Source organism: Paenibacillus sp. FSL W7-1088 (assembly GCF_037969855.1).
Classification (GTDB): Bacteria; Bacillota; Bacilli; order Paenibacillales; family Paenibacillaceae; genus Paenibacillus.
Genome location: NZ_CP150216.1, coordinates 5,388,401 through 5,412,381 on the forward strand (window position 1 = coordinate 5,388,401; position 23,981 = coordinate 5,412,381).

Genomic DNA, 23,981 nt, shown 5'->3' on the forward strand with positions numbered 1-23,981 from the left:
TTCCGAGTTTTATGCAATCGTTAAATAATTCTTGATTAATCGGATCGTTTCTTCCGGTTGACTGAGATGCGGGTAATGCCCTTTCGCAGTCATCTGCTGAAGCCTGCTGTTTTTCAGATGAGCATGCAGGTAATTTCCTACTTCAACCGGAGCAATGCTATCATCGGAGCACTGGAGAATCAATGTCGGTACCGACGCCTGATCCAGATCGACACGACAGTCGGATAAAAATGTTACTTCTGCAAATTGTCTCGCAATGTGCGGATCTCTCGAACAGAAGCTCTTTTCCAACTCTTCCGCCAGATCTTTCCGTTCCGGGTTCTGCATCACGATTGGAGCAAGATAACTCGCCCAACCAATAAAGTTCATCTGCATCATATCCAGCAACTCATCAATGTCACGTCGATCGAAACCCCCATAATAACTCGGTAAATCATTTACATAACGAGGCGAAGGCCCCAGCATGACGATTTGCCTGAAATAGGTGGGTTCATGAATGGAAGCGAGCATACCAATCATGCTGCTGACCGAGTGTCCAACAAATATAACATCTCTCAAGTTGAGCGCTTCCATAATTTCCAGTACATCCTGGGCATATCCTTGAAGATTGCTGTATTTGTCTGCATCATAATAGTTAATTTGAGATTCACCCGAGCCTACATAATCAAATAAAACAACCCGGTAGTTCTCCGTAAAACTCGGTACAATATAGCGCCACATATCCTGATCACACCCAAACCCATGTGCAAACATAATCGTTTGGCTGCCTGTTCCCAGCACATTCACATTGTTACGCACGAGGACGTCAATCGTCATCCAAATCACCTCTCTGAGGTCGTATTCTTTTGCTTTGATCCATCTGGTTATTATATCGGAAATATTTGGGTTATGGATAGAAATATTAATTTTCATTACTTTGGATACATAAATCATCATGCACACTGTATGCCAAAAGGCCCTCTCATCACGAAAGGGCTCTTTGTTCTTATTTTTTTGATCCTTGGCTATTTTACAGTGAGAATCACACGTTGATAATGCTTCAACTGATGCTCTCCATCATCCTGTACTTCGGCTACAATATGAATTGTATCACCGGACTTGGCATCATCAGGCACGGTGAACGTTACAGCATTGGTGTCGCTGCCCGCTAATTGAATCGTATCCAGCTTCTCACCCTTGGCCAGTTCACGATGCAATCCAAGCTGCAGGTCACCCGCCATCTCAGGCTGGACCTTCTCCTCCTGGACATTGGAATCTTTGTACGTATCTGCTTCAAAATATCTCCACCATCTGTACGTCAGTTGATCCCCATCCGGGTCCTGACCTTCTGCATGAAGGGTTACTTTCTCGCCCGGGCTGACGGAAAGGTCTAATCCTTCCTTAATGGTGAGTGTCGGATTATGGTTGGCTCCTTCAAAGGTATCCGCGACGGCCCAATCGGCACGAGCCGCAAAATCATTCTGAATATCGTCAAACCATCTCATCAGAGAGTATTCAGCCTCATATCGTTTGGTATACGGATCGTAATCAAGAACGTTGTTCCTAAACAGCTTGTCATTTACCACACCGAAGCGACCACCCCATCCACCGTAGGAAGGGTCTTCCATACTGCGCAGGCCATTATCGATCAGATAGAAGAAGGATGGCGAATCACCTTCGGAGATAAAATCGTATTTGTCATACTGCGGATTTTTCTTCAAATATTCAGCACTACCGCGCTGCTCTTCGTCCAGCTCGCCTTCAATCATTTTACCATCACCCATGGTTGCATACATATCCAACAACTTGCCATGACCATCCAGAATGTTTTTGACCATCCAGTCGCCATGCAGCTTGCTATTGACTTCCTCTGTATGGAATTTCCACGCATAGGCAAAATGCCAGAAGTTCGATTGATCGTTCAAAATGCGAATGTCCGGCCAATTTTTTGCAATATAGTCGTTATAGCTGTCATCCTGATCGAGGATAATGTATAGCACCAGTTTATCACTGACCTTTTTGCGAATCGTTTCCCACTCCGCGGTGTCCTTGTACTGTTCTTCAATCGATTTCAGTGCTCTGGCTGTTGTATTCGTACCGCCCCAGGTCTGCACAATCAGATCTCTGGAATCATCGTCGAGGAAAAGCGTTTCGAGAAATTCGGAACCTTCCGTTTCTTTCGCCATCTCCCCTTTGTCAGAGATATTACCGATTTTGGTCATCTTGCGAAGCTGCTCCGGCTCCGGATATCCCTCTGCATGTCTGGACAAGTTGGGATAGATCTCACCATAGGCATCAATCATATCGTACACCCACTGTGTTCCTGTCCAGCGGAAAGGTTGGATTCCTGCTTCCTCGTCGCCTGCATAATGATACACTGAACTGGTCAGCACAATGCCCGCCAGATCCATTTCATTGGAATATAAGAGAAAACGAATAACCGAGTTCATATCATCCACTTCACCATCGGTTGTAATTACCGTTCTGGCTTTGGTTGCAGAATGATCTGCCGTTTCTACAGGTTCATTTTGTTCCTGTTCTGCCGTCTTGTTCGGCGTTTCAGTGGCCGTTTGCGGTGTTTTGGATGCGCACCCACTGACAATCAGAACCATACTGAGGCAGCCAGCCGCCAAAACGTTTAACCATTTTCCTGTACTCATGTTCGTGATGCTCCCCTTTCTTGTGTTCCACGCGATGTGTTTTGGGAATGTCTGCGATGTCGGCCTGCTACTTAATATGGACCGTAAAATGCAAAAAAACCCAAACATCAATATGAGCTGGACGAAGTCCACACATATCAACATTCAGGTTTTGCCTGCCAAAGCAGTAACAATCCTCATTTGAGAAAAAGTATAACATGTTCGCCGTTTAATGTAAACGCATTCAACATTAAGTATATCAATTGATCTACACATTTACACGAGAACCGGAGAGGACAGAAATAACCTGAAGAAGCGGAGAGGACAGAAATAACCTGAAGAAGCGGAGATAAAAGCTTTCTGAAAGAAAGCTACATCGGGAGCGTACGCTTCGCCTTTATTCCCGGATTTTCACCTTTAAAAGAGGAAATCAAAAAAATCTGGGGATAACAGCGATCGGAAGGTTGTTCTTCATCGGAGTGGCAAGTGTAAATATTCTTTAGTTCAATTTATATAACCAGAGGGTGTAAGCCTTTCCCATTTTGATATATGATTATGCTTATGACTATAAGGGAATGTAACTGCTTGAAAACAAGCCTAATACAAGGAGGAATCAGCCACCGATGGAACAGCTAAATGCCGCCCTTATCCGTTTGGTAGAGCAGCAAGATTTATATAATGAAGCATATGGACTTTTTAAAAATCATGATCTGCGTCCTCGTGAACAACACCGCCTGCCGGAAGTGGATGAACGAATCCCGCTCTCTCCAGAGCTTCAATATCTGTACAGCCACTACGAGATGATGGATGAACTGGCCAAAGGCACACTCAAAATGAAAAGTGCAGCCGTCGAGATCGGTGATGCGGCTCTGCTCTTCTTTGTTGCACCTGAACATCTCCATCGTCAGCAACTAGGTCACCGCTGGATCGGCATGAACGAACCCTATGAGGAGTCAGCCTCGTGGCCAAAAAATCATGTCGTCATTGCGAATTTTAACGATGATCCCTTAATCGTGGATACAGCAGCACCGAACTCGCCTGTATATGCGGCCTTTGCGGGTGAAGAACCTCAGCTTGTTGCCGATTCATTAACAGACTTTTTTAATGCACTGGCCATCCTGATTGAAGCTGCACGGGACTATGACGGCGAATTGAAGGACGAGGAAACGTATGAAACCAAACCCGAATATCTGGAGCATGTTGAACCTATATTGAATGATGTACTGGGAGAAGAGCATACTGCACATTTATTTGAGTATTTGTCATTTCGTTAGAAGTAAAGGATCACAGAATACGGAGGGTTGAATCATGATCTATGTTGCTCTGCTTCGGGGTATTAATGTGGGCGGTAATAATAAAATCAATATGAAGCAATTGAAAGAAACGTTTGAGCAAGCGGGCATGTTGGATGTGGTGACGTATATCAACTCCGGCAATATTATCTTTGCCGACCATCAGGAACGCTTGGATGCAAACGCTGAAATAGCCCAAATTCTTGAACAAGCCATAGCTGTTGATTTTGGCTTACAGATCAAGGTGATGGTACGTAATCTGGATGAAGTACGGACGGTTATTCAGGCACTGCCGGAGCAATGGACGAATGATGCCGCGGCCAAAAGTGATGTCATGTTCCTCTGGGATGAGGTAAATGACGTTTCAGTTCTGGACAAACTGCCCATCAAACCGGAAATCGGCACATTGCTATATGTTCCCGGAGCCATTTTATACTCCGTCAGTAAAGAACTTGTCACCCAAAGTGGCATGAACAAACTCATAGGCTCCAAGGTCTACAAATATATGACGGTTCGGAACGTGAACACCACCCGCCAGATTTACAAGCTGATGCAGGCAGCAGCAGAGAAGTAATGTGAATCAGCCGGGATCATGCTGTGCGCTTTGTGATGAAACTGAGGTCATCCAGCGAACAAGAAATGGACTGTACATGTCCAATCAGACCCGTTAAATGATGATGTAAAAAAATCCCCGGGCTAAGCGCCCCGGGGAATAACATCAGATACGTCTACTGCTTGCTGACTGCCATGAGGGAGGAAGAACGCCCCGTATTTACATGTTACATGTGTCAGTCAATCTGGATGCTTTTGCGGCTGTGATCTTCGCCCGGACGCTTCGGAATGTCGAGCTTCAACACGCCATTTTCCAATCTGGCCTTGATGTTTTCCTCATCAATATGCTCCACATAGAAACGTCGGATAAATTCACCTGAACGTCTCTCTTGCCGAATGATTCGATTCGTATCATCCTTCTGCTCAGTCATTTCATTCCGTTTGGCTCGGATGATCAGTTCATTACCTTCAACGTGAATGTCTATATCCTCTTTAGCGATGCCGGGAAGCTCGGCTTCTACCAAGTATTTGTTTTGTTCCTCGCGAATATCGGTCCGAAATGGCTGTAAGCCAGTTCCGAATGGAGAGAGGAATGGAGACTCAACCATGTCATTGAAGGATTTCAGCATGTGTCCGAACAGGTCTTCATTTCGTTTGCGAAACGGAATCAGATCAAACATCAAAATCAGCTCCTTATGTGTGGTTGGTTTAGTTGTTGCTTACATGTCTTATTATAAGAGCGACCCCAACATTGCTCAAAATTCGTTAAAGCTCAAAAAGAACGATTTTTCCACGCCACGATTCATTCCCTTAAAATAGATTCTGCTTTCTTTTATTTTGACCTTTTTTGACCTTCTGGCTTTATCTGACTATGATACAGAACGTATGGCTTCCTTTGCCTTCGCTGGACCAGATTGATCTTTTCTGATGCCCAGCATAATAATACCCATGATTAGAACCAACAGAGCTATCAGCATGAACGGAATATGTTGATCCACCTGATACAGTGTTGTTGTCAGTAAAGGGGTAATCACGGCTGATATGCCTTGAATCGCTGCAACCAATCCGGCTGCGCCACCCTGCTGTTCTTTGCTGACCGAAAGAGAAGCTCCTGCCATAAAACCAGGCATCATCAGACCCGAGCCCATGCCGAACAGGAAGAAGGATAGATAATAGACAACCAATTGACTGGAGATCAGAAACAATACCATGCTTGCGAGCAGAAAAAGGGACCCGAGCAAAATCATCGGCCGCGGCTGCCATTTCAACCACTTCATCTGGATCACCTGCATGATCAGCATCGCAGCTCCGGAGAACATGAGTCCGAAGGAGACCATTCTGGCTGTAGCTCCTGGAGATAATGCGAGCTGATCCTGAAAATAAAATCCACCGACAACCTGTAAAGTCATAATGCCCATCATTGTAACCAAACCAGCAGCAAGATACATCCGCAAACCGCGTTGAAGCGGGTTAACCTTGGGCGCTTTCTTCTGAATGACCGGCTTGGCAGCAGGAATGAGCAACAAAGCGATAATAAACGCCGCTAACGCAATAAAAATACCAAAATAAAGCGGCCACAGCAGGCCGATTATGGTAAAAGCACCTGCAATCGCAGGGCCTAATACAAGTCCCAGCCCATTGGCGGCACTAATAATCGCCATCCCGCTTCCCCGCTCTTCCCCTTCCGTCACATCGCCCATATATGCCTGAGAAGAGGATAACACTGCCGGAATGAACATACCGATCAAGCTCCGCGTTACAATGAGAAGGGTTAACAGCAGGCCTCCTCCGATCCACGCATTTAATCCACTATACATCGCCAATGCAAACAACGCACAGCTTATGGACATGCCTATGAATCCAATCAATATGATGGGTTTTCTGCCTTTCAGATCACTGAATCTGCCCCATACCGGACCCATTACAGCCATGGCGATGGACCCGAGTGAAATAATCAGCCCGGAATGACTTTCTTTCATCCCCAGCTCACGAATAAGCGGCGGCATAATGGGAGCAATAAGCATAAGACCCAACATGGCTGCAAATACGCTAAAAAAAATACTTCCTCTGATTCTGTTCACGCTCATACACTCCTTTATTTTTCAGTACAGTAACCACTGTACCTGGAGTATATAAGGTTGAAAGAATCTCGACTGCCTCCATACGGAACAATTAACGGTTAGACGGATTAATTATTAATATTTTTTTTCATTTCCGATGGCTTCACACCGAATTTGCGATAGAATTGCTGGGAAAAGGCACTGATATTGCTGTAACCAACTGCGATCGCTGCCTCAGTGACGTTGTTCTCTTGGCTGCGCAGCAATTTCATGGCGTTATCCAGACGAATCTGACGCAAATATTCAAAAACGGTAGTGCCGAACAGCGCTTTGAAGCCTTTTTTCAATTTGAAATCATTCAGACCCACCTGTTTGGACAACGCCAGCAGGGATGGAGGGTCCACCATACATGCCTCCATAATCTCCCGGGCGGTATGCAGCTTCCGTATATCCTCTCTGGAGAATCCTAAAGGGATAGGTGCCAGATCAAACAGCTGAATCATAAACCGATTCAATATCTCCAATGCAGTCGCTTCCATCATTAAGGAAGATCGGAAGGGGTTATTCAATTCGCCAATCAGACTGTCAATCATCGTTCGAATTCTGTGATCCAGCTGAAATATGATAGGCTTGAATACACAATGCCCCAAAATGTCCTGAAAACGAATGGACTTGCTGGTTGCCAATTGTGCACCCGCATAATTGAACAATGAGATCGGAATGCCGATGGCAAAAGAAGTATAATTCTCCTGCGCAGGCGGGTGGAACCAGGCTTCAAAATCACGCATCATAAGGAGTGCTCCCTGTCCAGTAGACAGCGTATATTCCTGACCGGATATGTCTACATAACGCGCACCTGACAAGGCAAACTGCAGCTCAATGATGGGAATATTCGACGCAAAGAATGTAGGACACGGCTCACTATAATTAATCTGAGAATACACAATTTCGATACCACTATACGTGGTAACTCTTTTGATATTGCCACAGCCCGCTTTAGCAGAGAGCAGGTACGTATGTTCATCCTGCTGACGGAATGGTTCCTGCGTTAAATAATGTTGGTATACAACGGCTAACGAATCGAAACCCATGAGTTTTCACCTCGCCTGTATTGATCATGATCCTCGAAAAGGAAATGGATTCAACCTTATTGAGAACTATTCTCAATTAATTTTACCGCAATTTCACATTTTCGACCAGTCCCATGACGAGATCGTTACCCTTCATATTGAAGCGGTCGTCCCAAGGGGCATTTTCACATTTTTTTCGCGTAATAATTGAATAGGAAGATGCCCAGCCCAATTTGAAAAATGAAAACACTCGCCAGTACAGTCACGACAATCGGTTCTACACCGATCAGACTAAATAGCACGGTTACGGCCATCAGAATATAAAAAATAGTAATATTTGTTTTCCAGCCTGCTTTTTCCTTCAACCGAATAGTGCGTTCATCTTGAACATCGATCTCCTTCTGTCTCAATCGCTCAGCATACATTGCCTGATTAGAAGACTTGTTCATCCATATGGAATGCACCGTATTGCCAAGCCCCAGAACCAGAAGCACCGAACCTGAACCGATCAACAAACCCGAGACTCCGCTTAATGCTTCACCTCTCAGAGCAAACCCACCAATACATGTCATAACCAGACCTGCCATTGCCAGTAGTACATGCACCCACTTATTGGTTGCTTTCATCATCCTGCTCCTCCTCGTAAATGAAAATTTCTTCGATGCTCATGTCAAAATAACGGGCAATTTTGAATGCAAGAATAATGGAAGGATTGTAACGACCGTTCTCCAATGATCCGATCGTCTGTCTGGACACCTCCAATCTGTCGGCAAGTTCCTCCTGCTTGATTCCATTTTTCTTTCGAATTTCTTCCAGTCTGTTTTTCAATATAATAGCTCCTTCAAAAATGGAAAGTTAACTTTCCGTAAATATATCAAAATTTCTTCAACATGTAAAGCGAGCTTTCCATTCCAGGGATTTGTTGTTGATTTCCCGCTATCTCAGCTGTTATTCAGATGAAAATCGTTCCTGTTTACGATTTTACACAACTCACTTTGTGTTTTTACCCTTCCGTAACATTTCATCCCTATACTAAAACAATTGTACATACCATCACACACGAAACGGTAAAGGGGATCTAGAACATTGAAAAAGAGAAATCAATGGCTCGCCGTTATGTCCATGACAGCCATACTCACTACAGGAGCAACAAGCTACACGCCGATGGCCTATGCGGCTAACACACTTGAACCTGCTAACGATCATGTCGTACTACGAACAGCGATACAAAATATGCAGGGAAAAGTCACTTGGGACGGAAGCAAGCAAAGGGTCGATATTCAGCTAGGAGACATACAGGCACAGCTCCCGGTCGGGACGGCCACAGCCACCATTAACGGTGTAAAAACTCCACTGGACAGCAAAAGCTATATCGCCAATGGAATAACGTATGTATCTCCCAAAACGCTAAAGCTAATCACGAATCAATTGATCCTGAACCAAAATAAAACCGGATTTGAACAGACTGCGGCCTTTCAGATGCCCGGAGGCAAGGCTGAAATATCAGCCTCTACTCCTGATGGTCAACGTCTGTTGGTAACCGAAGCGGACAATGGCAGCATTTCCGTGCTGGATATTGCAGACCTGAATAACATCAACGTTTTGAAGACCGTCAGCTTCCATGACCTCTCCGCCAAAGCGGAAGTAACGAGCGTAACGGTATCCAAGGATGGCAAATACGGGCTTGCCGTGATTCGTACAGGCGATACGGACACTGAAGCCAATAAGGGATTGCTGGCGATTGTTGACCTCACAACCTACAAAACCGTGAAGACGTATGAACTTGGCATCGGTCCAGACTCCATCGCGTTGTCACCTGACGGCCTGCATGCAGTTATTGCCATTGAGGATGAAGAACTTAACAAAGCCGCCGATGAGATTGATTATGCCAATGCGAAGCGTCCAGGCAGCATCATGATTGTATCTTTTGCTGGCGGAAACGTACTTGAAGGTGAGATCACCAACTTGCCGGTAGCCCTGGAAAATGTAGCTGGAGCAAGCTATCTGCATGATCCACAACCAGAGTATGTTGCCATTAGTCCTGACAGCAAAACAGCAGCCGTAACGTTGCAGGAGAACAATGCCATTGCTGTTGTTGATCTGGAGACGAAGAAGATCAGCTCGATCTTTTCGCTAGGCACCACTTCACATCAAGCCGATCTGAAAGATGACGGCATTGTCCAATTTACTGAGAGTTTAACCGCTCGTTATGAGCCGGATGGTATTGCTTTCTCTGCTGATGGCAAATACCTGTTGACTGCCAATGAAGGTGATTTGGGCAAGGATGAATTTGACGATGGGGTAAAAGCAGGCGGACGCAATATTGCGGTCTGGGATCTGCAGGGAAAGCGGATGTACGATAGCCAGAACCTCATTGACGAAGCAACGGCCAAGACTGGCTTGTACCCGGATGACCGCAGTCCCAACAAAGGCAGTGAAGTTGAGAATTTGACGGTAGCAACGATCGAAGGCAAGACCTACGCGGCAGTGGCTTCCGAAAGGGCAGATGCCATTTTGTTCTTCGATCTTGCTGATCCGGTAAATCCGGCTTACCTCGGGCTTATCCCCACTGCTGGTGAATCGCCGGAAGGCATCCATCGGGTTAATGGGCGCAGCCTGTTTGTAAGCGCGGACGAGAGCACAGGAACACTTAGTTTTTTCGCAAAAAAATAGGTCGAGCAACCTTTATGTAGAAGGAATTAGCTTCACAACCATAAATAAAAAGGACAAGAGAGTATGCTTTCTTGTCCTTTTTATTTTACTGACTCCTATATGCCGGACTTATTCCCAGAAGAATCGGCCTGCAAATACTTTTTCCGTCAACAGCTTGTACGTTTCTTCAGACAATTCTTTCTTCATCTTCGCCATTACCGCTTCCTTGCCTTCGTTATACTGTGAGGACATGCCAATCTCTGCTGTGGTATTGTTCGCATCCAGACGCATGATCGGAGTCTTGGCATCTTTCGTCCAAGGTGTCCATGCCGCCAGTTCAGTCGAGCCACCATTACCCGGGTTGCCCGTGTACAGAAACTGTTTCAGATAAGCTGCCATGGCTTCAGACAATTGCTCACGACCAGGTTTGTTCGTTTCACTGAAATAACCTTCCGGGAAATAGGCTGCTATACCGTCCGCATGCCCTGTATAAAAGTCCATGTCCGCTCCATGTGGTGCGCCAAGCAACGTTTGCAACCGTTCGGAGATGACGCCAGGCTGTGTGCCCCATGCAAAACGGTAAGCATATACCGGAGGTTGTCCCTCCTCACTGGTCAAACGTTCAGCTACACGCTCTGCATTAAAACCTGCATAAGCCTCGCTGCCGTATTTCAGGGCTGCAGCATACTGCTCCGCCTTGGTCTTATCGGTAAACAGGGTTCCATCGTCAATCGATGGAACAAAGTTCGGATCACCAAAGGCAAATCCGGAGAATTCGGTTTCCAGACTGCCCAGCAGTACAGGCACTTGTGCATAATTACCGCTGTTGATGGCGTCAAATCCTTCTTTTGGAATGACTGTACCATCACGGAACAGGTGAGGGAACGGCTCCATACGGATCGCCGTGGCACCGAATGCAGTGACCAGCTTGTCCGCAGGCAACTCGCGCAGATAGGTCTCCAGCTGTACCTGAGATTGTTCAGCAATCCATGTTTTGGCTTCTTCATCCGTAGTCGCTTTGCCCTCTGCCACGAGCAATTTTACGAGCGCATTCTCGGACCTCTTCTCTCCATCTTCCGGTGCCGCTGTGGTCAAGCCTCCACTGAAGGCGACGGCTTTCTGGTATAGCCCTTTGCTGAGTGGAGATATGAGGGTTGCGAGAACATCACGGGCTCCTGCAGATTGTCCGGCCAAAGTCACATTGCCCCTGTCTCCGCCGAAACCTTCGATATTATCCTGTACCCACTGCAATGCACGGAATGCATCCAGCAAACCGTAGTTGCCGGAATCATCCAGGGCATTGCCGGTTTTCAGCGCCGCGTTTTGAAAGAATCCAAGTGCTCCAAGTCTGTAGTTCACGGAAATGATGATGCTGTTCGTTTTACGCGCAAGCTGTTCACCCTGAAAATCCTTGCCTGATCCGGTCATATTCCCGCCGCCGTGCAGAAACACCATCACCGGAAGTTTCGAGCTGGTTGTATCGGGACGCCAGATGTTGAGGTACAGCGAATCCTCGCTTCCTGCTGTATTTTTACCGGATAACTGCAAGCTGTTCGCAGCAAATTGTTTCGCTGGTCTGGTTTCCGTCCATGCCTCCGCTTCACGCGGAGCTTTCCAGCGCAGTTCACCTACCGGAGGTGCGGCATAAGGAACACCAAGCCAGCCGAGCGTACCGTATTGTTCATAGGTTATGCCATCAATGGCGCCATATTTCGTCTGCTGCAACGTTTGAGGTTTGAATGCCTGAACCTGTTTATGTTTCATCCAGTGCTTCTCCAAGGTCTCGCTGCCATTCTTGAGCTGTGCCTGCAATGCCTGTGCGGTTGCCTCCGCCATCTGGCGATTGGTAAGTTCGCTCGTACCCTTACCTTGAAGCGCCTTCACCCCCTTAACGGATGCATAAGTGGAAGCTTCTCCTTGATTGTAGTCTGTACCTGCCTCATATCCAAGTACCTTCAGCAGCATTTCGGCATATCCTTCCGTTGTCAACGGTGCATTGGGTTCAAAACGTTCGCTTCCTGCTGCAATTCCAGACAGATACGGATGCAACTTCAAATACCCAACCACCGGTTGCAGCAGCTTGCCTGCTTGTGCAGCATCTTCATACGTATCCGTACCGTTGTAGGCGAGTGCCTCCTGTTCCAAACCTGACAGACGCAAGTAGAGCACAGCAGCCTGTATACGGGTTGCCTTTTTGTTCAGATAGGCTTCATTAACGCCCTGACCATTGCCACGAATCAGCTGGGATTGAATCAGTTTGTCCATGGCTGTGGAAGAAGCGGAACCTGACATTCCGGCCGCATACGCAGGCAGACCTGATACACATAAACCCAGAATGGTTGCTACGGCGATCGTACGTTTGATAGTTTTCATGTCTTAAATCTCCTCGCTGTCTAATAGTGTGTGATGGAATGAGTCAGGCGTTTTTTATATAAAAAAACCTGAATCAAAGGCAAACAGACGTCGCTTAACGCGGTCTTCTGCCCTCAATCCAGGTTTTGCCTGCAATCAGTAACAACCCTGAGGATTAATGAGGTTAGATCCATTTTTCAGTTGTAAACGCAATCAATAGTTTGATAATGAAATCATAAACGAATGAACCGTACAGGTATTGCCCGAGAGATCGGTTACAACCCTGTTGTTATGGAGATGTTAGCACGAAATGAAAGCGCTAGCAATATTTTTTTTAATCATACTCATTATGAACTCCCCTAGGGACCCAAAGTAAAGAGCCACCCATGACTAGGAAGTGATCCCTACATGTATGGCTCTTTTGAATGAAGCTCAATTAATCCAACGTTCGTGCCAATCTTTCCAGCAGTTCCACGGCCGAAGCCAATACCGCTTCATCGATATCGAATTCCGGGTGGTGATGTGGGGCAGGTAGTTCGCTGCCAACGATCATATACGTAGCTTGATCTTCAACTCCAAATGTTGCAGCGGGTAACGCTCAGTGGATTGTTCTCCTGCCTCATGCAGCCGATCGATCTCGATCATAAGCACACCGATCTGACTGTCCTTGAATGCGGAGCTGCGAATCTGTTCAATCAGCATGCGAACGGCCTGCACCGTCTCTAACTTGGTCGAGTCGATTTTGAAGACTGGAACCCCTCTCTCGAAAAGTCCTTCATATACTGCATACAGGCATGTAATCGCTGCCTTGGTGTGCCCTTCTGCCAGTGACGAACGTGGAATTCGATCATTTCCTGTACATCATAGTGTATGGAAAACACGTATTTGCGTAACTGCTCCTCCGAGAAATTCAGCTCTTCCAGGCTGTCCATCAGCCCCCAGCTCTCATTGTCAGTCATATCAATAGAGATGTCTTTCACGGGGCTGTCCAATGTATAAACGGCTTGGAGCATAGCTTTATATAAACTGGCCCCTGTAGGCGGACAGTAGATGGCATCTTCTTTTTCATGCAACACGGCTTGGGCTGTCAGATAGGGAATCGGACCCGTAAACACCCACCCGTGTACATTCTCTCGGTTCCTGGTAATAATGTCCCCCGTTTCCCTGGCGTGTTCATACGGGTATAGCTCAAAGCTCGCCCCCAGATTCTGCTCGTGCAAAGCACGCATGGTGCGCTCGATGGACGGCTTCGGCCCAACAATTCCGATACGGTAATACATTCGCACACCTCCTTGTCCACACACCGCTTCTTCAGACACATATTTCAATACAAAAATCATACCGAACTGAAGTTCCGCTGTAAACCTCTCCATAAACAACCAGTGTAAACCTTAATATATACAGAACGGTTCCAACCTTACTCATCTTCATTTTTTGATTCGATTCCTTCTCCCTAATCGTAAACTTTACATTTACTTAATCCAGTGCATACGCTCACTTATCATTCATTGTATACACTGGGTTTTGGATACCAAACTATACATATTATTAGGAGGATGTGTTCATGTTAAACCGATTCAATACCCGTGCGGCCAAAATGATGCTCGCGGTAACGACGATTGTTACGGCTACGCTGGGAGGCAGTAGTGCAGCTTGGGCTGTGGAAGACACCATCTCAACAACTTCTAGTTCACCAATCAAAAATGTCATCATACTCATTCCTGACGGTATGGCTAACGATGCCACCGCTCTGGCCCGTTGGTACAAGGGTTCCTCTCTTACATTGGACTCCATGGCTAGTGGCATGGTTCGTACACACTCTGCGGATGCGCCGATTGCGGACTCGGCCCCTGCGGGAACAGCCTTTGCTACAGGTCATAAATCACATACAGGGTATGTCGGAGTACTGCCTGATAAAGCAACGATGCCTGGACAAAAAGCCATCGCACCGGGAGATGCCAAAAAACCGGTCGCTTCTATCCTGGAAGCATCCAGACTTGCAGGCAAAGCAACTGGCATCATTGCGACATCTGAAATTATGCACGCCACGCCGGCTGACTTCTCGGCCCACTATCCAGATCGCAAAAACTATGATGCACTGAGCAAACAGCAGGTCTATAACGGTATGGACGTTGTTCTCGGTGGAGGAAGCAGCTATTTGGAGCCTGCGGGACGCAAAGATGGCGAAAATCTGGTCTCATCCATCAAGGCACTGGGCTACGACTATGTGACTACTCCGGCGGCGATGAAAGCTTCCGCTTCAGGCAAGCTATGGGGCATGTTTGCCCCGGCAGGCATGGCTTACAATATGGATCGTGATCCAGCTAAACAGCCAAGCCTCGCCGAGATGACAACTAAAGCGATCGAGGTTCTTTCCAAAGATGAAGATGGTTTCTTCCTGATGGTTGAGGGCAGCAAGGTCGACTGGGCAGCACATGCCAACGATCCAATCGGCATTATCAGTGACGTGCTGGCGTTCGACGATGCCGTCAAAGTAGCCACGGATTTTGCCAAAAAAGATCAAGAAACCGTTGTTGTCGCTGTTACGGACCACCAGAACGGTGGATTGACTATCGGCAATGCCTCAACTACAGGCACTTATGATAAAGAACCGTTGTCCACATTTATCGGACCTCTGAAAAAGGCCAAGCTGACAGGCGAAGGTTTGGAAACCAAGCTGAATGCCAAACGAACTAATATCAAAGCTGTGATGAAGCAATACTATGGCATTACCGACCTGACTTCCGAGGAAATCGCTACCATTAAAGCGGCCAGTCCTGGCAGCCTCAATTATACGGTTGGACCGATGATCAGCAAACGTTCCGGCATCGGCTGGACCACTGGCGGTCACACGGGCGGAGATGTTGTGCTATATACGTACGCTCCGAATAATGATCGCCCTTTCGGTGTTATCGACAACACGGATGTAGCCAAATACATGGCACGTGTGCTGGACCTTGACCTCGATAGCGTTAGCAAACAATTGTTTGTGCCTGCGAAACAGGCTTTTACTGCCAAAGGAGCAACGTACAAGCTGGATCTGACAGATGCCAAAAATCCAAAGATCCTCGTAACAAAAGGCAGCACCAAGCTTGAACTGCAAATCTACACAAATATCGCGCTCGTTAATGGTAAAAAAACAACCCTGGATGGCGTTATTGTCTACAATGGCGTAGAAGCCTTTGTGTCACAGGATGCGATTGAGCTGATTCAATAAAAAAAGTGCCTGCTCATTGAACGGCACTCTTAACTAAACTGCCCAAGAATATTCTTGGGCAGTTTTTCGATTTCACTTTTAAGTCCAACTTCTATATACAAAGGTAACGTGTATGGTAGGCCCATGCACAGGCTTATCGTATAATAAGTATAACGTTTATGAATATTGACGCCATAAAGGAGAGGTTCACCTATGTTGATCAGACTAAACTGGATCACACTGCGGGTACGCGATCTGGAAGCATCGCTCTGCTTCTACCACGACATGCTCGGGCTGCCGATTCAGCGCAGATTCGAAAGCCGTGGACGGCAGATTGCCATGCTGGGCCCAGAAAATGAAACGAAGCTGGAACTGATTGAGGGCAGCGAAACCACTCTCAAGCCAGAGGCCGGCGTTTCAATTGGCTATGAGGTAAGGTCACTGGACGAAGCCATGGAGCAGCTCGCTACATTAGGCATCCCGATTGCACGAGGCCCCGTCCAGCCCAATCCGCATCTGCGGTTTATTTACATTACCGACCCAGATGGCTTCGAAGTGCAGTTGGCCGAACATGCATGATTAAGGCTCGAGCATGTGGGGAGCGGTTCCAAATAAGTGTACGTTTCAGGATGACTGACCTGTTGTGTGTGGAGTCAAACCTACACGTACACCCCACATAGTACGGCGTCAGCGTGCTGTTGTACAAGTTTACAGCTTCATCCGACGCATTAGCGGTACACCCATGCGATTCAAAAGCCGTTCAAGCAGCAGCCAGCACCAACGTCTGCTCATTGGCAGATGGCGCTCATACACAGCGGAATACTCGAAATTGGGCACAGCCCCACGGTTGCGCTTGAACTGCGCAGCACCAGCACTCTCATGCAACAGATGGCCGTTCTCACGGGCCTGTCTAATCAGGCAAGCTGACAGCATGCGGTACAGCCCGATGGATTGGGGTAGCGCCGTATCGTAACCGAACAACGGCGTTGTCATCACCCCATTTCGACAGAAGTATCCCATAACCGCATCTAAGCGTCCTTCCTTCCGCAGACCATACAGGGCCAGCGCTCCAGAAGCTTTTGCTGTGGCGATGAACTGTTCACTGAATTGCGGATTATTATAAGAGTATTTTTCAAGGTATAGCAGCTTGTACAGCTCCGCAATTCGTGGAATATCTTCCTCCGTCAGATTCGCTTCGGAAACGAATTCATATCCGTGCTTGGCCAATAATTCGTAATCCCGCTTCAGCAGCCAGCGCGACTTCGCATTACCAAAATTCGGATCATTCGGCTGGTACAAATAGATTTGACGGCTCGGAATCAGTTGACAACCTGCTTGCTTCAGCTCTTCCGTCAGATCAGAGTGAAGCCCGGGGCACAAGGAGCGAAATACGACGGCATGCTCAGGATAACGCTCCTTTACTGCTGCAAGCAGACAAACCGCCTGCTCTCCTGACATGGCTGGATACAGGTTTGTTGAGAACAGCCAGTTGTTGACATGTACAACCTTGTTTATTTGTGAATGCCGCATTCCCCACCCCACTACACTCAGCAGCGCGGAGAGCCCTTTTTCCAGTAATGGTTTCTGAAGCAGTATCAACTCCTGCTTGGCATACCGTACATAATGCGTATAAGGCGAACAAACGTAAGAATTTTCATACTCTGCCTCATTTACCGTCAACGGAAGCACAAGATCGTCGATCCGTGCGATAAGCAGGTTTGTGCTTACATTTATCATGAAGCCCCGCGTCCCTTGCAGCATCAGGGGTTCCAAATATGCTCTTGCATATCTGCCGTCCCCGGTGTTAGGCCAGTCCATATCTTCAAGCGAGTTCCGATCATAGAAGCGAACGCGACTACCGTAATTTTCATTCATCGATTCATCTGTCTGGTCGCATCTCGCCTGCTTTTGTTCCGTTATTCCAATCTTCACGTTCTGCTCCCCCACGAGATAATATTGGCGCTTCATTGATAAATATCGTTCTGCCTCCTTATGTAAGTAAAGAATCTCGTTCTCTCCAACGTTTTTATGTATTCCTATTCCTCCCATTATAGTGGGCCTGGATGAACATCCACAATGATTTCGTTGTTAACAGCCAGAGATAGATCATCCCATCCAAAAAAAACAACCAAGCCTGCCCCACATCATGGTTGGAGACAGGCTCAGTAACTGAACTTCGAATATAAATTGGTGTAATCAGATGACTCCGATGCAGTAATCCAGCTTCGGCCCTGCTTTATTTTACAACGTATCAGTTGTAGAACGTATCTCGTTCTTGTCCGATACCAAATCGCTCAGGTCCACAATCAGTTGCTCTAATTCTCCGAAGCTGTCCACCATCTTCTGGGTCAGATTGCGCTGTTCTTCCATACTGGCAAGAATTTCTTCCGTTGCAGCACTCGATTGCTGGGTCACACTTGAAATTTCCGAAACCTCATTAACCACTTTTGTAGAAGATTCTCTCATGGTGACTGAACTGCTCTCGATATCTGCGGCCTGATTCAATACTTGCTGCGAATTGCTGTTGATCATACGGAAAACCTCTTCTGCCGTTTCAACACTGTCTTTCCCTGCTTGCAAAGCGAGGCGAATGCGTTCGAATCGATCCGTCAACGCCTGAGTCTGTCCTCTCAAACGGAACAAAATGACTGCAATATCATTAGCCGATTGACCGGAGTGTTCCGCCAGCTTGCGAACTTCTTCCGATACGACTGCAAACCCACGTCCATGCTCTCCTGCACGGGCTGCTTCAATCGCTGCATTAAGCGCAAGCAGATTCGTCTGATTTGCAATATCCGAGATGCTGTTCAGCATTAGAGACATGGACTCACTTTCCTCGTTAAACTTGCTCATATCGCTGGCTGTGGTATCAATCGTTTCATACAGCTCCTGCATCTGGACATTCAGTTGCTCCATCTGTGTACTGCCTGTTTCCGTGCTCGTTGCCATGCTCGCAGACAGTTCTTTCATCTGATGCGAGTAGGAAGCTACATCGCGTATATGCTGATCCGACAAGGACAAGGACTCTGAAATTTCAGCCACACTGGTGGCCTGGAATTCGACCCCTTTGGCCACCTCGCTGAATCCAAGCGTCACTTCATGGGTAATGGAGCCGGTGTCGGTTACTTTTTGCTTCAGTTGGTCCGTATAACGAGATAGCCCCTCTACAGATTCTTTGACCCTTACAAGCATGGTTTCCACTCTCATTTTGGAATGCTCCACCTCTTGCCAACGGGCTTCGCTATCCCAAAAGAGTCTTTGATTTAACTGGGAAACCATCATCAGAATAGCTCCGGTAAGTGCAAACAATCCTACATCAACAATATGGCCAATAAATTCCTCGGAGCTCTTTGTCTCCACCAGAACAACCTGAAGAATACTAATGGCAAGCAGAACGAGAAATCCGGTTGTGAACAGTTTCTTGTCAGGATAGAGCAATAACACTGAAGTGATAACCAGACTTAAAGTGATGTTAACACTTCCCCAGCCTGCATAAACTCCACAGACCGTAATCAGGAGCGTACAAAGCCACGGGATCACATGGATATATTTCTTTTTGATGTTTGCGTAGGTTACCCAACCCGCGAATAAAATAGCTACCCCATTCGAAACGAGCAGCTTGGGTTCCAGAAAGGCCATACCAAAACCGATGGCAACAATAACCCACAGGATGATACAGATCAGCTTGTTCCTTTTCCAGATGATTTCATCATAACGATTCATGAATTTCCCGTCCTTTTTATCAATTAAATACCATGGCGAAACATTTTCTGTACTATCTTTTATCAGTCTATGGTCCTTGCTTATGAACGAATCGCAAAATCCTAGGGCTTTGTTATAGTACATTAGGTCTTCATAAACATGAAAACACACTTAATGTATATCGGATTTTTATTATAAATTTTTAATATATGAAGGAATATAATATGTACTAATATTTCAGGGATTTTATTTGGTTTTCTCCATAGTAAAAACATAGTAAAAACCCGCATCAGGGATACGGGCTTTTACATGCTAATCTATTCAATCCACATCATCATTGGGGGCCATGACTTCTAATCTGTTATTCCAGAAGGAGATCAGCTACCTTTCATTTCCCGAACACAAGTGTGTTGTTAGACGAACCTGCATACTTGGTGACAAACTCGCGGGCATAACTGGCTGTCTGCACTTCATAGCTGTAGTTGGAGCTTGGTCTCCAGTTCGTTTTTGGAGAAGACGGACTGCTTAAAGCAGGTGTACTGCCTGTATCCGTAAATTCCCCGTTTCCTTTATCATCCAGAATACCGCCTTTTTCAGCACCAGCACCGAAATAATTGTTTTCGGAATAAATACGAGCTTTCTCTCCAATGGTGATCGCCTGGTTAAAGTTGTTGGCGTAATTGTTTTTGATATGGAAATAACCGTATCTCATGAGACCAGGACCACGTACATACAGATTTTCAAAATAATTATTAGCCATAGTTACATGAGGTACACCATTATAGCTGCTGTTGCCATCATTCGGATATCCGAGAATAATTCCGTATTTGTGGTTTGCAAATTTGGAATTGCTGATCGTAATATAATCTGCGCGATCCCCAATGTACAGCAGCTTGTCCAGATCACTACCGCTTGAGCTGTAGCTATGGCCGGAGAACGTCACGTGATCGATCCAGTAGTTGGAGCCTGAAGTAATATACATCTGGATATCGTCGTTAGCATTAATATTGGAAGCGTGTTCAAAAGTCAGGTTCTGAAAAATAACATTGCTTGAGCTGGACGTCGATCTGAAATGAATGTTTGTCAGCGTGTGTTTATCAAAGGAACCGACCAACGTTTTGTTCGATCCAAATTCGACTTTTTGCAACGTAGAAGAAGAAATATTTTGTTCAATAACTACAATCTTGGCAGTTGAGCCTGCCATATGCGTTCGCAAATCATTCAGATTGCTGACGTAGACAACCTGACCGTTCTTGCCACCTGTCGTGGCTGATTTAGATACACCACTCTCATTTTTGGCGTTACCGGCAAAACCCGTTAAACCATTCGTGCCTGTGTTGGGATAACTGGCCGCACCATATGTAGCGGGTGCCGTGGAGACTGCTAACAATAACAGTGTTACAGCGAGTAAAAGAATCGAAAATTTCTTCAAAATTTCACCATCCTTTATAATTTTATCCTGCAAGACAAGTAGATTATATCGTGTAACATCGGATGTGACAATACAAAAATTGCAATTTAACCATTATTTTTATTTTTTTGCAACAGCAGTCCCCGTATAAGAAAAATGAAAGGACGACACAAAGTCATCTGCAAAAACCATGAATTTGTATCGCCCTTCTTCTGAATCCTATTTGATTCTCAGTTCCAGCATATGTTTCTCGGCTTCCTGCCAATCATCGTAAACTTTGCCGGGTTCACCGCGAAGTTTTAATACCAGAGATTGTGGGCCATCCAGCAGATTACTACTAAAGGAATAGATCATTCCATCTTCCGTCCCATTACCTGATACACCGGACAATTTGGTCTTCTGCCCGTCCTTGGTCGTGGATACAATCTCGATAGGGTTAACCACATCACTGACGGAGAGTTTAGTTTTATAATCAATTTTTTGATTAGGTTCATAGATAAATCTTACCCGTGTCATAAGTGGTGATACCTCTGCTTCAGATAACAATACCTCATGACCCCCAATCGTAAATAACTGATTAAGTTTGATCTTTTCTGTCTTGGGTACCGAAAATTTAGGGTCCAGATCGAAGCTCACTTCCATCGGTTTCGAGAATTGGTATTTGGGATCTTTTTTAACCTTATTCGTGTCAGCCAACAGATCAGGAACTACAGATGAAATGCGAAAATCGAACTTCACTTGATCAGGAAGCGGTGTATTCCCATCCATTTCAACGGTGCTGCGTCCGTAAAGTGTATACTTTCCATTTGGGGTGTACAAGCTGCTTATACCGCTATAGCCAAGCGATTGGTTCGTCATGCCATTGACCACATTCGTTTTGGGAACTGAATATATCTCCTGGGAAGCATCCGTCTGGGCTGTGTACAATACGATCATCTTGTTTTCATCCGCCATCACTGCATTGACGGTTAACTGATATATTCCTGATTTCACAGAACGATTCACGAGCTGTACATAACCATTGTTAATTGCGGATGAAATCGTGTTTCCGTCTACCTCTTTTCCAGCCAACTCCCGAAAAGGTTCAAGAACTCCCCAATTCTGTGCGGGCTGGCTGTACATTGCCTGTTGTGGTGTAGAAGCGCCAAGTGGACCCATCAGCAGCCAACCGGCTGCCAGAGCTGTTACGAGCACCGCCGTAATCCACTTTAATTGCACATGACCTGTCATTCGCCGAGTTCTTGCCTTTGCCAGACCTCGCTGAATGGCAAAGGCCGTGTCCGCCGGATTCAATTGCTGTCTCTCCAGCTTAGCCTGGGAAGCATCTGCGAAAAGTGCCTGTTCCTCCGGACTAGTTGTCATGCCAATCCCCCCTGTTCTTCATCTGTTTCCGTAACAGTTCCAACCCTTTATGCTGCCAGGTCTTGATGGTGCCCTCCGGTTTGCCAAGAATGGAGGCAATCTCAATCGACGTCATGTCATTATAGTATTTCAGCAGTAATACATGGCGATATTTAGGTTTGATTTTCTCAAGCATGGTCCACATCGCAAGTCTGTTGTCGCTGCATTCTGCACTGCCAGACTCGGATATCGCCTCTTCCAACCCTTCGCTTGGCAGTGGTGTGGCCCGTTTGCGACGTCTTTGTTCATCAATGCACACGTAGATCAGAATACGAATAATCCACGATTTGAACGCCTTCTCATTTTTCAGAGAGCGACGCTTGATCCAGGCCCGGCATGTCATCTCCTGTACGGCTTCGAGCGCATCATGACGATTACGCAGGTAACTGTAGGCAATGGAGATCAGCGTGTCCTGATGCTCCATGATGGATTGGACAAATGCCGTCTCGTCTTCGCTCTGTACAAACAGCATCTTTTTCATCTCGGCTTTGGTTTCCACCCCGCAATCCCCTCCTTCTCTCTTTCTGTGGTTTAAGACGGATGAACAAGCCAAACCGTTTTTTATTTATTTTCCATCACAAAAAAGCCCCGCCTAATCCTGAGGAGGAAGCTCTTGTATGGATTTCCGCATCATTATTTAAAGTTCAAACCATTCCAGCTCAGTGTCTTCCTGATTCGCAGCTGCTTCCATCTGCCTTAGCCAGTTTGCTGCGATGTCACCCCAAGTATGGAACAGACAATAGATGTACAACTCTCCCTCCACAATCTCATCCATTCCCGATGCCACTTCAATCGAGACTTGTAGAGCTTCAGGCCAGGACGAATCCTCCTGTAGCAACGCAAACCCATCTTCATAATGCTCCAGCTTATACAAGTCGGAGAAGGTTAAGGAGTCCGCCAGTCGCTTCACAATCCGAGGTAAAATGACAGGATTTGTTGTTCTGATGCCATATTCCCAGCCCATCAGGGTACCTCCTTCCATCTAAAAGTTAGCTAAAAACCACTAATCTTCCTCATTCAAGTCATTGATCGAGCGGTCCAGCCACAATTCATACCAGTCCAGAAAACCCAGCCGCTCCGTGTTGCCCATATAATGATCCGGATAAATCCCATTACTGTTCGCTCGATCATCGGTCCAGATCTCTCCGTAGGACAATCCCTTCACAATCAGATTAAGTGACACGCCACATCCAAAATCACTGATTCGCAGCATCCCTGCCGACCATTTCGGATCATAATACTCATGTTCAAGCGCTGCCCACTCGTCCTCTTCCTTGCTGTCGTCGTACCAGTCAACATCCCAATTCCAGGATTCCACATGTGGGAACGGCTCGGAAATCGCATTCAACTCATCCTCATAATCCATCACCAAATATATGCCGTTTTCAGGCTTTTCCAGCCCATAATAGGGACCTGTTCCACCACTGCCAACCCCAAGCAGAAAAGCTTGATACTCTTCAGGCAGCTCTATCTTCCATTTCTGTTCAAATGCCTTAATCTCATCCAATGTCCATACCGGAGCCATATCATATTGATGATTCTCTGCCCCAAACAGATTCCGCTCCGGGTCCAGAGTCTGAAGTTTGTTCAACTTTCCCTGTATGCGTTCCAACTGGGCCTTGTACATTTCCATTTCCATTTCCATTTCCATATGCCTCCTTCCATTGCGTACCCA

General features: G+C 46.4%; 22 protein-coding genes. 5 read left to right on the forward strand and 17 right to left on the reverse strand.

From position 1 onward, the window contains the following. Positions 1-9: 9 nt before the first annotated feature. Together MKY42_RS24310 and MKY42_RS24315 are read right to left on the reverse strand one after the other, a co-directional pair. Positions 10-816 carry an alpha/beta hydrolase gene (locus MKY42_RS24310; RefSeq protein WP_090903999.1) on the reverse strand — a complete coding sequence of 269 codons (807 nt, stop codon included), beginning with the start codon at positions 814-816 and terminating at the stop codon, positions 10-12. A gap of 188 nt (positions 817-1,004) precedes the next feature. After that, positions 1,005-2,639: a nucleoside hydrolase-like domain-containing protein gene (locus MKY42_RS24315; RefSeq protein ID WP_339845302.1), complete on the reverse strand. Its 1,635-nt coding sequence runs from the start codon at positions 2,637-2,639 to the stop codon at positions 1,005-1,007. A 602-nt stretch (positions 2,640-3,241) separates the two neighbouring features. On the opposite strand from MKY42_RS24315, the gene MKY42_RS24320 reads away from it, so the two are divergent. Next, positions 3,242-3,892, forward strand: a complete 651-nt coding sequence (locus MKY42_RS24320) for a hypothetical protein (protein WP_339845305.1) — start codon at positions 3,242-3,244, stop codon at positions 3,890-3,892. A gap of 34 nt (positions 3,893-3,926) precedes the next feature. After that, positions 3,927-4,484 (forward strand): DUF1697 domain-containing protein, encoded by a 558-nt coding sequence (locus MKY42_RS24325; protein ID WP_090903729.1) that lies wholly within the window; start codon positions 3,927-3,929, stop codon positions 4,482-4,484. Positions 4,485-4,698: 214 nt separating this feature from the next. On the opposite strand, the gene MKY42_RS24330 is transcribed toward MKY42_RS24325, so the two are convergent. The 5 genes from MKY42_RS24330 to MKY42_RS24350 all read right to left on the reverse strand — a co-directional run bounded on the left by MKY42_RS24330 (position 4,699) and on the right by MKY42_RS24350 (position 8,420). Then, a complete protein-coding gene (locus tag MKY42_RS24330) occupies positions 4,699-5,142 on the reverse strand; it encodes an Hsp20/alpha crystallin family protein (protein ID WP_090903730.1) in 444 nt (147 codons plus the stop codon). 189 nt (positions 5,143-5,331) lie between these two features. Further along, entirely contained in the window at positions 5,332-6,543 is a 1,212-nt protein-coding gene (locus tag MKY42_RS24335; protein ID WP_339845310.1) for an MFS transporter, read from the reverse strand. 107 nt (positions 6,544-6,650) lie between these two features. Beyond that, a complete protein-coding gene (locus MKY42_RS24340; RefSeq protein ID WP_090903732.1) occupies positions 6,651-7,613 on the reverse strand; it encodes an AraC family transcriptional regulator in 963 nt (320 codons plus the stop codon). 164 nt (positions 7,614-7,777) lie between these two features. Next, positions 7,778-8,221, reverse strand: coding sequence for a hypothetical protein (locus MKY42_RS24345; protein ID WP_179263555.1), 444 nt, complete (start codon positions 8,219-8,221; stop codon positions 7,778-7,780). Beyond that, on the reverse strand, positions 8,202-8,420 hold the full coding sequence (locus MKY42_RS24350) for a helix-turn-helix transcriptional regulator (protein ID WP_062325685.1): 219 nt from the start codon (positions 8,418-8,420) through the stop codon (positions 8,202-8,204). The genes MKY42_RS24345 and MKY42_RS24350 overlap by 20 nt, the downstream gene beginning before the upstream one ends. A 258-nt stretch (positions 8,421-8,678) precedes the next feature. Between MKY42_RS24350 and MKY42_RS24355 the strand changes: the two genes are divergently transcribed. Beyond that, positions 8,679-10,265: a stalk domain-containing protein gene (locus MKY42_RS24355; protein WP_339845323.1), complete on the forward strand. Its 1,587-nt coding sequence runs from the start codon at positions 8,679-8,681 to the stop codon at positions 10,263-10,265. 108 nt (positions 10,266-10,373) lie between these two features. Here MKY42_RS24355 and MKY42_RS24360 read toward each other — a convergent pair whose 3' ends face one another. From MKY42_RS24360 to MKY42_RS24370, 3 genes are all read right to left on the reverse strand, one after another. Next, entirely contained in the window at positions 10,374-12,617 is a 2,244-nt protein-coding gene (locus MKY42_RS24360) for a carboxylesterase family protein (protein ID WP_339845326.1), read from the reverse strand. Positions 12,618-13,145: 528 nt separating this feature from the next. Beyond that, positions 13,146-13,313, reverse strand: a complete 168-nt coding sequence (locus tag MKY42_RS24365; RefSeq protein ID WP_339845329.1) for a hypothetical protein — start codon at positions 13,311-13,313, stop codon at positions 13,146-13,148. A gap of 5 nt (positions 13,314-13,318) precedes the next feature. Continuing rightward, complete coding sequence (locus MKY42_RS24370) at positions 13,319-13,969, reverse strand: hypothetical protein (RefSeq protein ID WP_339845332.1); 651 nt, start codon at positions 13,967-13,969, stop codon at positions 13,319-13,321. A gap of 191 nt (positions 13,970-14,160) precedes the next feature. On the opposite strand from MKY42_RS24370, the gene MKY42_RS24375 reads away from it, so the two are divergent. Both MKY42_RS24375 and MKY42_RS24380 read left to right on the forward strand, forming a co-directional pair. Beyond that, positions 14,161-15,813 (forward strand): alkaline phosphatase, encoded by a 1,653-nt coding sequence (locus MKY42_RS24375; protein ID WP_339845335.1) that lies wholly within the window; start codon positions 14,161-14,163, stop codon positions 15,811-15,813. 192 nt (positions 15,814-16,005) lie between these two features. Further along, positions 16,006-16,371 (forward strand): VOC family protein, encoded by a 366-nt coding sequence (locus tag MKY42_RS24380; protein WP_090903737.1) that lies wholly within the window; start codon positions 16,006-16,008, stop codon positions 16,369-16,371. A gap of 129 nt (positions 16,372-16,500) precedes the next feature. Here MKY42_RS24380 and MKY42_RS24385 read toward each other — a convergent pair whose 3' ends face one another. The 7 genes from MKY42_RS24385 to MKY42_RS24415 form a co-directional block, all read right to left on the reverse strand. Beyond that, positions 16,501-17,724 carry a GNAT family N-acetyltransferase gene (locus MKY42_RS24385; RefSeq protein WP_339845339.1) on the reverse strand — a complete coding sequence of 408 codons (1,224 nt, stop codon included), beginning with the start codon at positions 17,722-17,724 and terminating at the stop codon, positions 16,501-16,503. Positions 17,725-18,033: 309 nt separating this feature from the next. Continuing rightward, complete coding sequence (locus MKY42_RS24390; protein WP_177185848.1) at positions 18,034-19,515, reverse strand: methyl-accepting chemotaxis protein; 1,482 nt, start codon at positions 19,513-19,515, stop codon at positions 18,034-18,036. Positions 19,516-19,882: 367 nt separating this feature from the next. Then, positions 19,883-20,926: a pectate lyase gene (locus tag MKY42_RS24395; RefSeq protein WP_339845343.1), complete on the reverse strand. Its 1,044-nt coding sequence runs from the start codon at positions 20,924-20,926 to the stop codon at positions 19,883-19,885. A 198-nt stretch (positions 20,927-21,124) separates the two neighbouring features. Further along, on the reverse strand, positions 21,125-22,267 hold the full coding sequence (locus MKY42_RS24400) for a DUF4179 domain-containing protein (RefSeq protein ID WP_090903740.1): 1,143 nt from the start codon (positions 22,265-22,267) through the stop codon (positions 21,125-21,127). Next, positions 22,257-22,805 carry a sigma-70 family RNA polymerase sigma factor gene (locus MKY42_RS24405; RefSeq protein ID WP_244192776.1) on the reverse strand — a complete coding sequence of 183 codons (549 nt, stop codon included), beginning with the start codon at positions 22,803-22,805 and terminating at the stop codon, positions 22,257-22,259. Before MKY42_RS24405 ends, MKY42_RS24400 begins: the two co-directional genes overlap by 11 nt. Positions 22,806-22,943: 138 nt before the next feature. Continuing rightward, positions 22,944-23,270 carry a hypothetical protein gene (locus MKY42_RS24410; protein ID WP_109998890.1) on the reverse strand — a complete coding sequence of 109 codons (327 nt, stop codon included), beginning with the start codon at positions 23,268-23,270 and terminating at the stop codon, positions 22,944-22,946. Positions 23,271-23,309: 39 nt separating this feature from the next. Beyond that, on the reverse strand, positions 23,310-23,951 hold the full coding sequence (locus MKY42_RS24415; RefSeq protein WP_339845354.1) for an SMI1/KNR4 family protein: 642 nt from the start codon (positions 23,949-23,951) through the stop codon (positions 23,310-23,312). Positions 23,952-23,981: the final 30 nt, after the last annotated feature.

Excerpts from the sequence above, each read along its gene's own strand:
- MKY42_RS24310 (WP_090903999.1), bottom strand. The coding sequence starts at position 816 with ATGACGATTGACGTCCTCGTGCGTAACAATGTGAATGTGCTGGGAACA.
- MKY42_RS24375 (WP_339845335.1), top strand. The coding sequence starts at position 14,161 with ATGTTAAACCGATTCAATACCCGTGCGGCCAAAATGATGCTCGCGGTA.
- MKY42_RS24390 (WP_177185848.1), bottom strand. The coding sequence starts at position 19,515 with ATGAATCGTTATGATGAAATCATCTGGAAAAGGAACAAGCTGATCTGT.
- MKY42_RS24325 (WP_090903729.1), top strand. The coding sequence starts at position 3,927 with ATGATCTATGTTGCTCTGCTTCGGGGTATTAATGTGGGCGGTAATAAT.
- MKY42_RS24315 (WP_339845302.1), bottom strand. The coding sequence starts at position 2,639 with ATGAGTACAGGAAAATGGTTAAACGTTTTGGCGGCTGGCTGCCTCAGT.
- MKY42_RS24415 (WP_339845354.1), bottom strand. The coding sequence starts at position 23,951 with ATGGAAATGGAAATGGAAATGTACAAGGCCCAGTTGGAACGCATACAG.
- MKY42_RS24400 (WP_090903740.1), bottom strand. The coding sequence starts at position 22,267 with ATGACAACTAGTCCGGAGGAACAGGCACTTTTCGCAGATGCTTCCCAG.
- MKY42_RS24345 (WP_179263555.1), bottom strand. The coding sequence starts at position 8,221 with ATGATGAAAGCAACCAATAAGTGGGTGCATGTACTACTGGCAATGGCA.
- MKY42_RS24370 (WP_339845332.1), bottom strand. The coding sequence starts at position 13,969 with ATGGAGAGGTTTACAGCGGAACTTCAGTTCGGTATGATTTTTGTATTG.
- MKY42_RS24410 (WP_109998890.1), bottom strand. The coding sequence starts at position 23,270 with ATGGGCTGGGAATATGGCATCAGAACAACAAATCCTGTCATTTTACCT.
- MKY42_RS24360 (WP_339845326.1), bottom strand. The coding sequence starts at position 12,617 with ATGAAAACTATCAAACGTACGATCGCCGTAGCAACCATTCTGGGTTTA.
- MKY42_RS24330 (WP_090903730.1), bottom strand. The coding sequence starts at position 5,142 with ATGTTTGATCTGATTCCGTTTCGCAAACGAAATGAAGACCTGTTCGGA.
- MKY42_RS24320 (WP_339845305.1), top strand. The coding sequence starts at position 3,242 with ATGGAACAGCTAAATGCCGCCCTTATCCGTTTGGTAGAGCAGCAAGAT.
- MKY42_RS24380 (WP_090903737.1), top strand. The coding sequence starts at position 16,006 with ATGTTGATCAGACTAAACTGGATCACACTGCGGGTACGCGATCTGGAA.
- MKY42_RS24340 (WP_090903732.1), bottom strand. The coding sequence starts at position 7,613 with ATGGGTTTCGATTCGTTAGCCGTTGTATACCAACATTATTTAACGCAG.